This is a genomic window from Pseudomonas sp. YNh, from assembly GCF_037993085.1.
In the GTDB taxonomy this organism is placed as follows: domain Bacteria; phylum Pseudomonadota; class Gammaproteobacteria; order Pseudomonadales; family Pseudomonadaceae; genus Aquipseudomonas; species Aquipseudomonas putida.
Map to the genome: position 1 here is coordinate 48,410 of NZ_JBBMRJ010000004.1, position 14,490 is coordinate 62,899.

General features: G+C 62.2%; 13 protein-coding genes and 1 pseudogene. 3 read left to right on the forward strand and 11 right to left on the reverse strand.

Features of this window, described 5'->3' with window-relative positions:
- Positions 1 to 82 precede the first annotated feature (82 nt).
- Positions 83 to 832 (reverse strand): annotated as a pseudogene (locus WF331_RS29240) (PAS domain-containing protein); the annotation flags it as partial.
- Positions 833 to 989: 157 nt separating this feature from the next.
- Between WF331_RS29240 and WF331_RS04935 the strand changes: the two are divergent.
- On the forward strand, positions 990 to 2,162 hold the full coding sequence (locus WF331_RS04935; protein WP_340622692.1) for a glycosyltransferase family 4 protein: 1,173 nt from the start codon (positions 990 to 992) through the stop codon (positions 2,160 to 2,162).
- Here the strand turns inward: WF331_RS04935 and WF331_RS04940 are convergent.
- From WF331_RS04940 to WF331_RS04950, 3 genes are all read right to left on the reverse strand, one after another.
- Entirely contained in the window at positions 2,159 to 2,968 is an 810-nt protein-coding gene (locus WF331_RS04940; RefSeq protein WP_284364522.1) for an RHS repeat-associated core domain-containing protein, read from the reverse strand. The two genes, WF331_RS04935 and WF331_RS04940, sit on opposite strands and share 4 nt — an antisense overlap.
- Positions 2,969 to 3,095: 127 nt before the next feature.
- Positions 3,096 to 3,578: a glutathione peroxidase gene (locus WF331_RS04945; RefSeq protein WP_016501462.1), complete on the reverse strand. Its 483-nt coding sequence runs from the start codon at positions 3,576 to 3,578 to the stop codon at positions 3,096 to 3,098.
- A 145-nt stretch (positions 3,579 to 3,723) separates the two neighbouring features.
- The gene (locus WF331_RS04950; protein ID WP_016501463.1) at positions 3,724 to 4,209 is read right to left on the reverse strand and encodes an FKBP-type peptidyl-prolyl cis-trans isomerase; all 486 of its coding nucleotides are present in this window, start codon (positions 4,207 to 4,209) and stop codon (positions 3,724 to 3,726) included.
- Here WF331_RS04950 and WF331_RS04955 point away from each other — a divergent pair.
- Positions 4,208 to 4,510, forward strand: a complete 303-nt coding sequence (locus tag WF331_RS04955; protein ID WP_049277234.1) for a DUF3565 domain-containing protein — start codon at positions 4,208 to 4,210, stop codon at positions 4,508 to 4,510. The genes WF331_RS04950 and WF331_RS04955 overlap by 2 nt on opposite strands.
- Before the next feature lie 32 nt (positions 4,511 to 4,542).
- Entirely contained in the window at positions 4,543 to 6,630 is a 2,088-nt protein-coding gene (gene pta / locus WF331_RS04960; RefSeq protein WP_016501465.1) for a phosphate acetyltransferase, read from the forward strand.
- Between the two features lie 117 nt (positions 6,631 to 6,747).
- On the opposite strand, the gene WF331_RS04965 is transcribed toward pta, so the two are convergent.
- The 7 genes from WF331_RS04965 to WF331_RS04995 all read right to left on the reverse strand — a co-directional run bounded on the left by WF331_RS04965 (position 6,748) and on the right by WF331_RS04995 (position 14,208).
- Positions 6,748 to 7,470, reverse strand: coding sequence for an OmpA family protein (locus WF331_RS04965; protein WP_016501466.1), 723 nt, complete (start codon positions 7,468 to 7,470; stop codon positions 6,748 to 6,750).
- A gap of 109 nt (positions 7,471 to 7,579) precedes the next feature.
- Positions 7,580 to 8,224: an MBL fold metallo-hydrolase gene (locus WF331_RS04970; RefSeq protein ID WP_340622693.1), complete on the reverse strand. Its 645-nt coding sequence runs from the start codon at positions 8,222 to 8,224 to the stop codon at positions 7,580 to 7,582.
- Positions 8,225 to 8,242: 18 nt separating this feature from the next.
- Positions 8,243 to 8,590, reverse strand: a complete 348-nt coding sequence (locus WF331_RS04975) for a type II toxin-antitoxin system ChpB family toxin (protein WP_019472461.1) — start codon at positions 8,588 to 8,590, stop codon at positions 8,243 to 8,245.
- Positions 8,587 to 8,865, reverse strand: a complete 279-nt coding sequence (locus WF331_RS04980; protein WP_019472462.1) for an AbrB/MazE/SpoVT family DNA-binding domain-containing protein — start codon at positions 8,863 to 8,865, stop codon at positions 8,587 to 8,589. Before WF331_RS04980 ends, WF331_RS04975 begins: the two co-directional genes overlap by 4 nt.
- 169 nt (positions 8,866 to 9,034) lie before the next feature.
- Positions 9,035 to 9,727, reverse strand: coding sequence for a sensor histidine kinase (locus tag WF331_RS04985; protein ID WP_016501468.1), 693 nt, complete (start codon positions 9,725 to 9,727; stop codon positions 9,035 to 9,037).
- A complete protein-coding gene (locus WF331_RS04990) occupies positions 9,724 to 11,331 on the reverse strand; it encodes a tetratricopeptide repeat-containing response regulator (RefSeq protein ID WP_016501469.1) in 1,608 nt (535 codons plus the stop codon). Before WF331_RS04990 ends, WF331_RS04985 begins: the two co-directional genes overlap by 4 nt.
- Before the next feature lie 159 nt (positions 11,332 to 11,490).
- Complete coding sequence (locus tag WF331_RS04995) at positions 11,491 to 14,208, reverse strand: LuxR C-terminal-related transcriptional regulator (RefSeq protein ID WP_016501470.1); 2,718 nt, start codon at positions 14,206 to 14,208, stop codon at positions 11,491 to 11,493.
- Positions 14,209 to 14,490: the final 282 nt, after the last annotated feature.

The following is a 14,490-nucleotide window of genomic DNA, read 5'->3' on the forward strand; positions in this document are numbered from 1 at the left end:
CAACATCTGCTGCCTCGGCCACCGCCTGCTCCTGATTGACCTGGTCGGTAATCACGGTGGCAAACTTGACCACTTTGTAGAGTACGTCGTGGGCATCGAACAGCGGGTTGTACGAGGCCTCCAGCCAGACCACCCGGCCATGGGCATCGATGCGTTTGAAACGCTCGGCCACGTACTCGCCACGGCGCAGCTTGTCCCAGAAGGCCTGGTAACCAGCCGAGTTGGCCTCCTCCGGCTCGCAGAACATGCGGTGATGCTTGCCGCGGATCTGCTCCAGGCGGTAACCAACGCTGGCCAGGAAGCGTTCGTTGGCGGTGAGGATGGTGCCGTCGAGGGCAAATTCGATAACCGCGGTAGAGCGCATCAGCGCCTTGATCAGGCTTTCGTGCTCGCGAGACGTCTCAATGGTGCGGGTCAGGTCGCTGGAGTGCAGCGTGAAGTACTTGATGCGCCCCTCGCTGTTCTTCACCGGCTGCAGGATCGACCGCAGCCAGGCTTCCTGGCCGTTGCCACGCAGCAGACGGAAGGCGCCGTTCAAATGCTCGCCACGGCTGATCGCGCTCTTCATGCGTTGGTAGAAATCCAGCGACTTCACATGGGCTGGGACGATGTCCTCGATGTTGCGTCCAAGCAGTTGATCGGAACGGTAGAGCATTTCGCTCTCGAAGTTGCCGTTGACCATCTCGATCCGTCCCTGTGGGTCGAGTTGAAGTACCAGCATCTCGCTGTCGAGACTACTCTTGACCTGTTCCACGGACATCAGGTCTTCGCGCAGCTGCCGGATTTCTTGCTTGAGCTTGCTGTTGAACATCACCGCACTCCTGGAGCGCATCACCTAGTCGAATGCATCTTCATCGGCTGCCGGTTGCACCTTCTTGAGCACCGCGCAACGAAATATTCATAAAGGCAAAAGCGTCAGCAGTCAGGCGTCATCTGTACGTCACATTGCAGTCACATTGGCGCAACCCGGCAAGCGGAAACTTTTTGCCATGAATACACCCGCCCTACGCATTACCCTGGTCAGCGAAACCTTCCCACCCGAAATCAACGGCGTGGCCAACACCCTTGGCCGCCTTGGCGAAGGGCTGCGTCAGCGCGGCCATGAGGTGGAGGTGGTGCGCCCGCGCCAAGCCGGCGAAGCCCCCGTGCACAACGACCCGTACCTGATGCTCTGCCGTGGCTGGGCGCTGCCTGGTTACCCCGGTTTGCAGTGGGGTGAGGTGTCGATGCACAAGTTGCTGCGCCGCTGGCGGCGGCAGCGCCCGGATGTGCTGTACATCGCCACCGAGGGGCCGCTGGGGCTCAGCGCACTGCGCGCGGCCAGGCGCCTGGGAATCGCAGTCGTCAGCGGCTTCCACACCAACTTCCCGCAGTACTCCGGCCAGTACGGCCTGGGTTTGCTGGCACGCCTGCTCACCCACTACCTGCGCTGGTTCCATCGACGCACGGCAATCACCCTGGTGCCCAGTGTCAGCCAGCGCCTGGAGCTTGAGCGACGCGGTTTCGAGCGCCTGGAACTGCTCGCTCGGGGTGTCGATGCATGCCTGTTCAACCCGGCCCGGCGCAGCCAGGCGTTGCGCGAAAGCTGGGGGCTCGGCCCGGACGATATCGCGGTGTTGCATGTCGGGCGGCTGGCTGCAGAAAAAAACCTGGGACTGCTCCGTCCCAGCCTGGACGCGTTGCAGAAAGCGTATCCACAGAAGTGCATACGCCTGATCCTGGTGGGCGACGGCCCACAGCGTTCAGCCCTCCAACAGCAAGTACCGGATGCAGTGTTCTGTGGTGCCCAGCGTGGTGAGGTGCTGGCCGAGCACTATGCCAGCGGCGACCTGTTCCTGTTCCCGAGCCTGACCGAGACCTTCGGCAACGTGGTGCTCGAAGCCATGGCCTCGGGATTGGCGGTGGTTGCATATGACGAGGCAGCCGCAGCGCACCACATACGCCACGGCCACAGCGGCGCACTGGCCATGCCTGGGGACCAGGCGGCGTTCATGGATGCAGCCTGCTGGCTGATGGAAGAAGAGGAAACGTTGCGGCGGGTACGCCTGAATGCTCGCCAACATGCCAGTCGCCAAGGTTGGCCGGCGATTGTCGAGCAGTTTGAAGGCTATCTGGACCGCGCGAACGCAAGGCAGTCGATTCTTCTATACCCCCGCAACTAGCGAGGTTCGCGGATTTCCACCGCTATATCGCCGTTCTTACCTACCGTAAAGGTATATCGGGTCGAAGGCTCTACAATAAATTGTTTCTGGACTGTCAGATCCCTGCGAACCGCGTCGTTGAGCAGCGCCTGATTTATTACAATTCGTTTTTTTGCGAAATCCCTTTGGGCCGCATTTTGTGGCACATCAGGAAGTGTGTTGAGCGTGCGCCGGTGATCTATCAGGTTGTTCTGAGCGCTGACAACGTGACGATCCAGCTCTTGTCTTAGGTTAATCTCACTAGGGGGAATAAGATGCTTACCCTCTCTGAGAAATATTTTTTCAGCATTCCCAGCAGCAACGGCATCATGATACTTGATCATTTTCCAGAATAGGCGCAGACGGTTGAACATATGTCCTGTAGGGTCAGTGCCATTGACTGGATCTCCAGCACCATAGCCATAGGCATTTATCCCTCCCTTGCCGAAAGGGCTCCAGCTGTCGGCTGAGTAGAATCGCATGAGCTTCGGGCTATACAACCGATAACCATTACCCAGCAAATATCCCTCGGTTATCACGTCTTGCACCTGCCCGGTAAATCCTGGCCCCCAGGGCTCGATAGTGTGAAGTCCATAAGGCGTGTAGCACCGTAGTGCTATCGAATGCCGTTGTTCCAACAGCACCGATGTGTAGACATCCGTTGCCAGTAAAGATGCCTGAATTCCTTCCTGTACCACAGCCAACGGATGGGTACTTGCCTCGACAATACGCCGCTGTACCGCCCCAGCGTTAATAAGCGTTAGTCGCGAGCCTTGATAGAAGAACATACACAGCCCCTGCGCCAATCAATTCAACTGCCATCAAAGGGCAGCGTCTTGAATGGGATTAAGCAATGCAGAGGAGGTTACCGCAACTGACAAAATTATCAGGGCCGCTTTCACGCGGCCCCCTGAATCAGGCCAACGCCTTCTCGATCGCCTGCACCACCGCGGGGTCATCCGGCGCCGTGCGCGGCGAGAAGCGCGCCAGCACCCGCCCGTCCTTGCCCACCAGAAACTTCTCGAAGTTCCAGCTGATGTCACCAGGAAACTCAGCCCCCTCGCCCGCCAGCAGGCGGTACAACGAATGGCGCTGTGGCCCGTTGACTTCCAGCTTGCCCCCCAGCGGGAAGCTCACGCCATAGTTGAGGCTGCAGAATTCCTGGATTTCCTTTTCGCTGCCCGGCTCTTGGCCGGCAAACTGGTTGCACGGCAGGCCAAGCACGTTGAAGCCCTTGTCCTTGTAAACCTGGTAGAGGTTTTCCAGAGCCTTGTATTGCGGCGTGAGACCACATTTGGAGGCAACGTTGACCACCAGCACCACTTGGCCCTTGAACGGTGCGAGGGGCAGCTCCCCGCCGTTCAGCGCGTCCAGTTTCAGGTCGTGAAATGCACTCATGATGACATCCCCTCTCAGGTTCCCGGTTGCCGCGCAGGCGAATTCCGCCCACTAAAAAGGCGCCCGTCCAAACCGTCCACCTCCCGTAGGAAGGCAAATCGGCTTGCCCGAGCGCCTGGCGACTTTCTGAGCTTAGCGCAGAAAATCAGTGGTGATGGCCACCTTCACCGTGGATGTGGCGGTGAGCGATTTCTTCTTCGCTGGCGTCACGCACGTCAACAACCTTGACCTGGAAGGTCAGGCGCTGGCCGGCCAGCGGGTGGTTGCCGTCAACGGTGACGTCGTCGCCGTCCAGGTCACGGATGGTGACGATCTGCATCTGGCCGTCCGGTGCCGAAGCGTGGAACTGCATGCCCACTTCCAGCTCGTCGACGCCTTCGAACAGGCTGCGGTTCAGGGTGCTGACCAGCTCGGCCAGGTATTCGCCGTAGGCGTCTTCCGGCTCGATGGAAACGTTCAGCTCGTCACCGGCCTGTTTGCCTTCCAGGGCTTTTTCCAGGCCCGGGATGATGTTGCCGGCACCGTGCAGGTAGACCAGCGGCGCGCCACCGGCGGAGCTGTCGATGGTCTCCCCGGCGTCGTTGGTCAGGGTATAGTCGATGGAGACAGCCTTGTTGGCGGCGATCAGCATGGGGCAAGACCTTTTGCAAAAGTATGTAGAGCGGACAAGTGTAACCAAGCCATCGTCCGATTGCGAACGCACTGCGGACAAGCAACGGCCCATCAGTCGGATCACCGGCTTTCACCAGGACGAAGAAGGCCATTGGGTGGCCGAACTCTCCTGCGGTCATACCCAGCACCTGCGCCACCAACCGCCGTGGCAATCACGCCCTTGGGTGCTGGACCCGGCACAACGCGCGCAGCGCATCGGCCAGCCATTTGCTTGCGGCTGGTGCGCACAAGGGGGCGATGGCGCTACCCTTGGCCGCTAATTTCTTGCACCGCTTTATTTCGAGAAGCACGCATGCAGACATTTTTCATTGCGCCGACCGACTTTGGTGTCGGCCTGACCTCCATCAGCCTGGGCCTGGTGCGCACCCTCGAGCGCGCCGGCCTGAAGGTCGGTTTCTTCAAGCCTATCGCCCAGCCCCACCCGGGTGACACCGGCCCCGAGCGCTCTACCGAACTGGTGGCCCGCACCCACGGCATCACTCCCCCGCTGCCACTGAGCCTGGCACAGGTCGAGCGCATGCTGGGCGACGGCCAGCTGGACGAGTTGCTCGAAGAAATCATCCGCCTCTACCAGCAAGCCTGCGTCGGCAATGACGTGGTGGTGGTCGAGGGCATGGTGCCCACGCGCCACGCAAGCTATGCAGCGCGGGTCAACCTGCACCTGGCCAAGAGCCTGGATGCCGAGGTGATCCTGGTGTCGGCCCCGGAAAACGAAGTGCTCAGCGAGTTGTCTGGCCGGGTCGAACTGCAGGCCCAGCTGTTCGGCGGCCCACGTGACCCGAAGGTGCTCGGGGTAATCCTCAACAAGGTGCGCACCGACGAAAGCATGGCGGCCTTCGCCACCCGCCTGCGCGAGCACTCGCCCCTGCTGCGCGGCAACGATTTCCGCCTGCTCGGCTGCATCCCCTACCAGCCTGAGCTGAACGCCCCGCGCACCCGCGACGTGGCCGACCTGCTCGGTGCCCAGGTACTCAACGCTGGCGACTACGAGCAGCGGCGCATGAGCAAGATCATCATCTGCGCCCGCACCGTGGCCAACACGGTACCGCTGCTGACCTCGGGCACCCTGGTGGTCACCCCGGGCGATCGCGACGACATCATCCTTGCCGTCAGCCTGGCGGCCATCAATGGCGTACCGCTGGCCGGGCTGCTGCTGACCAGTGACAGCAAGCCCGACGCGCGCATCCTCGGCCTGTGCCGCGGCGCGCTGCAGGCCGGCCTGCCGATCCTGTCGGTCAGCACCGGCTCGTACGACACCGCCAATCAGCTCAATTCGCTGAACCGCGAAATCCCGGTCGACGACCGCGAGCGCGCCGAGTTCATCACCGACTTCGTCGCCAGCCACCTCGACGCGGCCTGGCTGCATCAACGCTGCGGTACCCCGCGCGAGATGCGCCTTTCGCCAGCGGTGTTCCGCTACCAGCTGATCCAGCGGGCGCAGCAGGCCAACAAGCGCATCGTCCTGCCAGAAGGCGCCGAGCCGCTGCTGGTGCAGGCCGCAGCCATCTGCCAGGCGCGCGGCATCGCCCGCTGCGTGCTGCTGGCCAAACCCGAAGATGTCGAGGCCGTGGCCCGCGCCCAAGGCATTACCCTGCCGCCTGGCCTGGAAATCCTCGACCCCGAGCTGATTCGCGGGCGCTACGTGGAGCCGATGGTTGCGCTGCGCAAGAGCAAGAACCTCAACGCACCGATGGCCGAGCAGCAACTGGAAGACCCGGTGGTGATCGGTACCATGATGCTGGCTCTGGACGAAGTGGACGGCCTGGTATCGGGCCTGGTGCACTCTACCGCCAACACCATCCGCCCGGCCCTGCAGTTGATCAAGACCGCGCCGGGCTCCAGCCTGGTGTCGTCAGTGTTCTTCATGCTGTTCCCCGAGCAAGTGCTGGTGTACGGCGACTGCGTGATGAACCCCCACCCGAGCGCTACCGAGCTGGCCGAGATTGCCAGGCAGAGCGCAGAATCGGCGCAGGCCTTCGGCATCGCGCCGCGGGTGGCGATGATCAGCTATTCAAGCGATTCGGTCAGTGATGAAGAAGTCGGCAAAGTGCGCGAAGCGACACGCCTGGCACAGGGTGCAGCGCAGGCGCTGGTGATCGATGGGCCACTGCAGTATGACGCGGCGGCCAATCCGGCAATTGCACGGGAACTGGCGCCGGATAGCCCGGTGGCCGGGCGTGCCACGGTGTTCGTTTTCCCTGACCTGAATACCGGCAACACCACGCACAAAGCGGTGCAACGCAGTACCGACGGGGTCAGCCTGGGGCCGATGCTGCAGGGATTGCGCAAACCGGTGAACGACTTGCCGCGCGGGGCGCAGGTTGACGATATCGTGCATACCATTGCCCTGACGGCGATTCAGGCCAGCGTGGTGCGATAAAAGCCGGGCCGCTTTGCAGCCCATTCGCGGCACAAGGCCGCTCCTACAGGGATCGCGTAATACCTGTGGGAGCGGCCTTGTGCCGCGATAGGGCCGCAAGGCGGCCCCGGGCATCAATCATGGATATTGCTGAACCTGGCCTTGTTGCTGGTCATACTGCTGGCCCGGAATCGGCTTCAGGTTCACTTCCACCCGGCGGTTCTGCGCACGGCCATTGGCGTCGGCGTTGCTGGCGATCGGCTGATCCGGGCCCATGCCACGCACCGAAATACGCGAAGCATCCACACCCTGCGAAGTCAGGTAGGTGCTGACCGCCTGCGCGCGGCGCTGGGACAGGTCCATATTGTGCTGGCGGCTGCCGGTGCTGTCGGTGAACCCGACCACTTCAATGGTGTTCTGGTTGAACTGCTTGAACGAGCCTGCGAGGTTGTTCAGCGGCGAGTAGAAGCTTGGGGCGATGTTGGCCGAGTCGGTGGCAAAGGTGATGTTGCCCGGCATGATCAGTTTGATCTGGTCGCCCTGACGCTGTACTTCCACCCCGGTGTTGGCCATCTGGGCGCGCAGTTCGGCCTCTTGCTTGTCGGCGTAGTAGCCATAACCCGCTGCTGCAGCACCTACGGCGGCGGCGCCGATCAGCGCACCTTTGCCACGGTTGTTGTGGTCGATGGCCGCACCGGCGATGGCGCCAGCCAGCGCGCCCAGGCCGCCGTACTTGGCAGTCTTGCTCATCCCCGTGGAGCCCTGCGCCTGACCCTGGTTGTCATAAGGGTTCTGGCCGGCACAGCCAGTCATCAGGGCAGCGGCAGTTGCGACGATAATCAGACGACGCATGGTGAACATGGACAAGCTCCTACTGAAATTCATAAATGCGGCAGATCACGAAGGGATCTATGCCAGCCTTGGATTGCATCGGCAATGAAAAATTCAATGAAAGTGCCTTCATGTGCACTCAGGCACGCACGAAAGGGTTTTCTCGCATCTCGTCACCCAGGCGGGTATCGGGCCCGTGGCCAGTCACCACAATGGCCTCTTCATCCAGCCGGTACAGCCGCTCCTTGATGGAACGCACGATAGCCCGCTGGTCACCCCCCCACAAATCGGTGCGGCCAATGCCACGGCGGAACAAGGTGTCGCCGGCGATCAGCAGTTTGGCATCGGCGAACCAGAAGCTCATCGAACCCGGGGTGTGGCCAGGCGTATGCAATGCCACGCCACAGCCACAGCCCAATTCTTCGTCATCGCCCAGCCAGCGATCAGGTGCCGGTACCGGCGTATAGGGCACGCCGAACATCTGGCACTGCATCTCCAGGTTGTCCCACAGTACCTGGTCGTCCTTGTGCAGGTGCAGGGTGGCGCCGGTCAGCGCCTTGAGCTTGCCCGAGGCAAGAAAATGATCGAAGTGCGCGTGTGTATGGATGATGCTCACCAGCGTCAGGCCGTGGGCCTGCAGGCGCGCCAGGATCTTCTCCGGGTCACCGCCTGGGTCGACGACGATGGCTTTCTTGGTCAGCGGGTCGCCAATCAGCGTGCAGTTGCACTGCAAAGGGCCTACGGGGAAGGTTTCGCGGATGAGTGCTGACGATGGATTCTGCATGGTGGGTACGGGAACCGGTTAATCGAATAGGGTTTGCACACGGGCCAGTGCATCTAGGATGACAACTTCGGGCACCGACTCTACGCGCTTGGCAAAGCGTGCTTCAAGGTCGACTGTGCGGACCTGGTTGCAGAGCATCACCCCCTGAGTCTGCGTGCCCGCACCGCTGAGCGTCACTGCGAAACCCGCATGCCTTGCAAAATCACCACCTTGGGTGATCGGGACGATCACTGCCAGGCCTGACGCATTGAACGCCGCCGGGGTGAGTACCAGTGCGGGTCGCCCCTCACCCTGTTGTTCTCGTCCCACTGTGGGGTCGAGGTTGACGCGAACGATATCGCCCCTGGCGAACTTCACCCGCTTCACACTTCACGTCCTACTGGGCGCATCGCACTCCAGTCGGCCATGTCCTCTGGCTCCGGCGCGCTCAGGTCGCACTGGGCCATCAATTCCTCAAGGGTGTATTTGGGTTTCGATCGGACGGGCTTGAGCACCATCGTCTCTCCCGCTGTGTCCAGGCTCAGGGTGGAGCCGACACCGAGGCGCATCTGTTTGAGCACTGCGGCCGGCAAGCGGATGGCGGCGCTGTTGCCCCACTGCTGAATCTTGATCTGCATGAGTATCTCCCAAGGTAGATACATAGTAGAAACCCTCCAAGCGATTGCAAGCGAAATGTAGAGACGTCGTATCTACATTGTCATCTGTCCGGACCGGACAAAAGCCCTGCAACCTCAAGAAGGAAATCCCCTACATCACCTTGGGAAGCCACCTTCCAACTGCAAAAACACGAAGCGCAAACTCAGCCATCTATCAAGGCAGGAACAACCTGAACAACCCGCCCCCAAGCGCCCCGCCATTGGAGATCTCGATCCGTCCGCGCACCCCGCCGCTTTCATGCAGTGCCGCGATCCGCGCCGCAAAGTACAGGCCAAGGCCGGTGCTGCCGCTGGTCGAGTCGATGCCCTGGATGTATTGCTCCTGGCGCTCGAGCATGTGCTTTGGATAACCCGGGCCGTCATCGTTCACGCAGATGGCCAGCTGGTTGTCGGCCTCCTCGATGGTGATCAACAACGCGTGCCCGGCAAAGCGGGTGGCGTTGGTGATGACGTTGGCGATCACCGAGGCCACCAGTTCACGGTCGAAAAAGCCCAGCGGGTTGTCGGTGTCGACACGCCAGGTGGCGAGGATGTCGTTGTGCTTGAGCACTTCCTGATGCGCCGCCAACTGGGCTTCGATGAAATCGTCCAGTTCGTGGTAGTCCGGGCACACCGGCAACTGGTTGATACCCAGTTTGTACAGGCCCAGCAACTGCACCAGCATGCCGTTGAGGTGGCGAAACTCGTGCTCCATGATTCCCTGCTCGGCACCACCACGCAGCTCTTCGGGCAAGCGCTCCATCCACTGGCTGTGGGACTGGATCAGCGCTGACAAAGAGCTTTTGAGGTCGTGCACGGTGGAGGCGATCACCGTGGAAAAATCCAGCCCCTGATTGTCTTGATTCATGCGCCGAACACTCGGATGTGCAGTTTGCGGTAACGGTCATAGCGATTGTCGCTGGCAGGGATACCGGCCACGCTGGTCAAGGCGTCCTGGCATTCCTGCATGATCGCGGGCTGAGGGTTTTCACCGCCAATGCGCAGCAGCGCCTGGGCGGTGTTAAGGGCGATGCTGATGTTTTTCGGCTGCATACCCAGCGCCTTGCGGAACATCTGCAACGCCTCGCCAAGCTGCCCTCCCTGGTAACTGCGCACACCCTGGCGATTGAGGGTGACCGCTTCGGTAATGGCGTTGAGCACGCTGGGGTCGTCCGTCAGCTTGCCCACTTTCTCCATGACCTTGGGGTCATCGCCATAACTTTCCACACAGCTCTTCAGCACGCCGAGGGCGGCGGCTTCCTGCCCCATTGCCTGCAACTGTGCGGCAACGGTCAGGGCCGCATCGACCGAGAAGAACTGGTTCATCTTGTCCAGGCGCTGGATCGCCTGTTCGGTCAGCTTGCCGGCCGTTTCCGGGTCGCCCGCCTGTTGCAGGCTGGCGGCCTTCATCATCCGCGCACGTACCTGCAAGCCCTGGTCCTCGGGGTTTTCCTTGGCCACCTCGCTGAGCGTGGTGTTGATTTCGACCCGGGTACGGGCGTCCAGGCCGAAGCCTGCGTTCTTGCTCATCAGCGCCTGCACCAGGCCAAGGTTGTTTTCAGCATCCTTGTAGCGCGAGCTCTGCCCCTGGTTCACCGCATGGCGGAACGCCTTAGACGCGCTCTCGAAGTCTTCGTTTTCCAGCGCCAGCTTGCCCAGCGTCGACTGCCGACGCACCGACAGTGGCGACAGCCGCACGGCTTCTTCAAGCAGGTTTTGCGCACGCCGGGTATCGCCTTGGGCCACCAGCACCTCGGCCATGCCGTCGTACAGGCCGGGCATGATCGGGAACGCCTTGAGCGCCTGCTCGTACACACCCTGGGCCTGGGCATTCTGGCCACGCTTGTGCATCAGGGCGCCCAGCGCGGCGTACACCCAAGGCTGCGGGCGGCTGGCCAGGATGGCCTTGAGAAACTTTTCCAGTTCCTCGAAGCGGTTGAGGTTACGCAGGGCATCGGCCCGATAACGCAGGCACAGCGGTGCCAGGCGCGGGTCTTTCTTGCACAGCTCGGCACAGGCGGCCAGCACTTCGGCCGGGCGATTGCGGTCCAGCGCCTGCAAAATCGGCTTGAGCAGCGTCTTGCGCTGGAACAGTTTTTCGACGCGCTGGGCCAGGCCAACGCGGTTGAACGGTTTGGTCAGGTAGGCATCAGGCTCGTGCTCGATGGCGCTGAGGACAATGGCCTGGCTGCTTTCGGCCGTGACCATGATGAACACGCACTCATGGCTGATGTGCTTGTCGATGATCAGGTCTTCGAGCACCTGCTGGCCGTTCTTCTTGCCGTCGCCCAGGTGGAAGTCCTGCAGGATGAAGTCATAGCGCTTCTGCGCGCACATGCGCAGCGCCTGCTCGCCGCTGTCGGCGGTGTCCACGTCGCGCACGCCCAGCTCGCGCAGCATGGAACGGGTCGACGTGCGAAAGTCGGTAAAGTCGTCGACGATCAGAAAGCTTTTTTGCCCGTACTGCAGCATCAACACGACCTGCCTTGGAATGATTGAAAAATCGCGCGAGGCGATGCCACCGATCGCTGTATCGGCAGCTGGTCGGGAAAGATGAGGTTAGAGCATCACCGGCCACAATCCATGGCCTCAGGCCATCACTTTAGCGGGCAATGACCTGCAGGGCCAGTATCACGCCAGTACCCCCAGGGATTTGGCCTTGGCAACCGCCTGGGTACGTCGCTCAACCCCCAGCTTGCTGTTGATGTGGCTGGCGTGGGTCTTTACGGTGTGCAGGGAAATGAACAGCCGCTCGCTGATCTGCTGGTTGGAACAACCTTGGGCAATCAGTTCGAGCACGGCCAGTTCGCGGCCGCTCAAGGCTTCGCCGGTGCCGGTGGTGGAGCTTCGCTGCTGCGGCAGGCGCTTGAGCAGTTCTGCCTGAACCGGGCAGGACGAACCTGCCTGCAATTGCTCAGAAAGCCAGTGCGGGTGCTTTTCCAGCAGCGGCTGGAACGGTTGCAGCACGCCGCCATGAGCGGATGCCAGCAGGCTTGGCAGCAATTGCGCGGCCTGGCCCTCCCGGCCTTCGTCCAGCAGCAGGGAGAGCCATTGGCACAGGGCGCTGACGGTGAGCAGCATGCCGCCACTGGCCTGGCCACGCTCGACCAGACTTGCCAGGCGTTGTACGGCGTCGTCACCGCGTAACTGGATGCGCTCCAGCAGCGCCTGCTGCAACGCAATGTGCAACGGCAGCAGCGGGTGGAACTCCGGTGCGGCTGCCGGCTGCTCGCCGCCGTAGGTCTGGCCCAGGCGCAGCAGCCAGGACTCGGCCAGGTCGGTACGCCCTTGGGCCAGCCACAGTTCGCATTTGATCAGGGTAATCATCGCCAGGTAGTAGACCGGGGGCACGTCCCAGATATGCATCAGGCGCTCGGCCTCGGCCAATTCGGCAAAAGCCTCTGAAAAGTGCCCTTCCCTGCCATCGAGCGTAGCAATCACGCAATGGCCGATAAGCACACTGATATCTCGGCAGGCCCGCGCCTCGCCCAGCCCCGCGCGCAAACGCGCACGGCCCTGGGCCGGCTGCAGGCGCGAGACCAGCAGGTAACCTTCGTAAAGCGTCAGGCGCGCACGCACGGCATACAGCCGCTGCGCCGAAAGCCCTTGCAGGCGCTGAAGCCCTTGGCGCACTTCGTCCAGGGCGCGCAACACCTCGCCACGGGCATGTAGCACCCGCGCCCGGTCGTAATGGGCCAGCGCCTCGAACAACGGGTTGCCAACCCGCTGGGCCAGCTCCAGGGCTTCGCGGTTCCAGCCTCGGGCCCGCCAGAAGTCGCCATCGGCAATGGCCAGGTTGGACAGCGTCGACAAACACACCAGGCGTTGGCCATAACGCTTGCTCGGCAGGCTCTGCAGCGCTTCGCCGCAATAGGCCAAGGTGCGTTCGCGGTCGCCACGGCCGCGGGCAATGACCCCACTCAGCGCCAGCCACTGGGCCAGCATCGACTTTTGCGCGGTGGCCGAAGGCGCGGGCAGAAAGCGGCTGAGGTAGCCGGCCAGTTCCTCGGCGGCGTCCAGCTGGCACGCCAGGCCCAACGCCCAGCTGTACAGCACGATCAAGCGCGGAGTGCTGATCAGCAGGCTGTCGGGCAGGTCCATCTTCCAGCGCAGCAGCATGCCGACGTTCTGTTCAGCCAGCAGTTGCTCCTCGGACAGGCTCTGCACCAGGTCGGCAGCGACATCGAGGTGGCCGGCACGCAGCGCCTGCTCTACTGCCTCGTCCAGCAGGCCCTGCTTTTCAAACCAGCGACAGGCACGCAGTTGCAAACCGGCAAGTGGTTCGCTGGCCTGCCGGCTGCGCAGCAGGTCGGAGAACAGGTGATGGTAGCGGAACCAGTGGCCATGCTCGTCCAGCGGCACCAAAAACACTTGGTGCGCCTGCAGGAAACGCAACACAGCTGCGCTGTCCTGGCGGCCACGCAGGGCGTCGCACAACGGGGCGCAGAAGCGCTCCTGGCAGGCCGTGTCGTACAGGAACGCCTGTACGTCAGCGGGCAGCATGTCGATGACTTCTTCAAGCAGATAGTCGCGGATCAGGCCTTCGCCGCCATGTAAGGCCTGGGGCAAGGCTTGCTCGTCCGCCGACTCGCTGGCTGCCAGTTGCCAGAAACGCAAACCGGCCACCCAACCGTCGCTGCGCTGGATCAGGTTGTCCAGTGCCTGGCCGCGCAGGGCCGTTGGCTGCCGGCCAATCACCGCCAGCGACTCTTCGTCGGTGAGGCGCAAATCCTGTTCGTTCAGTTCGACAAGCTGGCGCGACAGCCGCAAGCGCGCCAGGTGCCAGTCCGGGCGCTGGCGGCTGGTAACCAGCAACACCAGGCCGGCGGGCAGGTGGTTGAGGAAGAATTGCAGGCAACGGTCGAGTACCGGCCCCTGGGCCAGGTGATAGTCGTCCAGTACCAGCAGCAAAGGGGTATCGGTTTGCAGGTACAGCGCCAGCTCGTCGAGCAGGCCGTCGATCCACTCTTCGAAGGCAAACGGCTGGTGGCGCTGGCGCATTTTCAGCAAGCCCATGGCCTGCCCGCCCAGTGCCGGGCAGTACTGCTGCAGGCCTTCGAGCAGGCGTTCAAGAAAGCGGCCTGGGTCGGCATCACGCTGGCTCAGGCCCAGCCACAGGCTACGCCAATGCTCGGGCAGCGCTTCGCAAAATTCGATGGCCAGGGAGCTTTTGCCGAAACCCGCCGGGGCATTGACCAGCAACAGCCGGCCACCCAGCCCGGCGTGCAGACGCTGACACAGGCGCAAGCGCGGCACATGGCCGTCCGGCAGCGGCGGCCGGAAGAAACGCCCGTCCAGCAGGCCAAGGGCCTGGCTGGCAAATCCATGTGTACGGGACAAATCTGTCATGGCCGGCTCGTTCTGGGTGGAGGACTTCGGCGATATGGATGCTTGCGAGACTAGCCGGTAACGCAGCGCATTTGAAGATGATGGGCGCAATTGCCCCGGAAAAGACTGCGACAAAAAGCAACATGGCTGATGGACAGGGGGCTGGGGCGGGGGTTTGGGTGGGTATTCAGCAGATTTATCGCCCGCTCACACAGGGATTGCACAGCTTCAAGGCCAGTGCAGTAGCGGTAGGAGCAGCCTTGTGCTGCGAAGGGGCCGGTAAGGCTAAAGACTCTCTTCGGC

Excerpts from the sequence above, each read along its gene's own strand:
- WF331_RS04935 (WP_340622692.1), top strand. The coding sequence starts at position 990 with ATGAATACACCCGCCCTACGCATTACCCTGGTCAGCGAAACCTTCCCA.
- WF331_RS04940 (WP_284364522.1), bottom strand. The coding sequence starts at position 2,968 with ATGTTCTTCTATCAAGGCTCGCGACTAACGCTTATTAACGCTGGGGCG.
- WF331_RS04945 (WP_016501462.1), bottom strand. The coding sequence starts at position 3,578 with ATGAGTGCATTTCACGACCTGAAACTGGACGCGCTGAACGGCGGGGAG.
- WF331_RS04955 (WP_049277234.1), top strand. The coding sequence starts at position 4,208 with ATGGGGCAAGACCTTTTGCAAAAGTATGTAGAGCGGACAAGTGTAACC.
- WF331_RS04950 (WP_016501463.1), bottom strand. The coding sequence starts at position 4,209 with ATGCTGATCGCCGCCAACAAGGCTGTCTCCATCGACTATACCCTGACC.
- pta (WP_016501465.1), top strand. The coding sequence starts at position 4,543 with ATGCAGACATTTTTCATTGCGCCGACCGACTTTGGTGTCGGCCTGACC.
- WF331_RS04965 (WP_016501466.1), bottom strand. The coding sequence starts at position 7,470 with ATGTTCACCATGCGTCGTCTGATTATCGTCGCAACTGCCGCTGCCCTG.
- WF331_RS04970 (WP_340622693.1), bottom strand. The coding sequence starts at position 8,224 with ATGCAGAATCCATCGTCAGCACTCATCCGCGAAACCTTCCCCGTAGGC.
- WF331_RS04980 (WP_019472462.1), bottom strand. The coding sequence starts at position 8,865 with ATGTATCTACCTTGGGAGATACTCATGCAGATCAAGATTCAGCAGTGG.
- WF331_RS04985 (WP_016501468.1), bottom strand. The coding sequence starts at position 9,727 with ATGAATCAAGACAATCAGGGGCTGGATTTTTCCACGGTGATCGCCTCC.
- WF331_RS04990 (WP_016501469.1), bottom strand. The coding sequence starts at position 11,331 with ATGCTGCAGTACGGGCAAAAAAGCTTTCTGATCGTCGACGACTTTACC.
- WF331_RS04995 (WP_016501470.1), bottom strand. The coding sequence starts at position 14,208 with ATGACAGATTTGTCCCGTACACATGGATTTGCCAGCCAGGCCCTTGGC.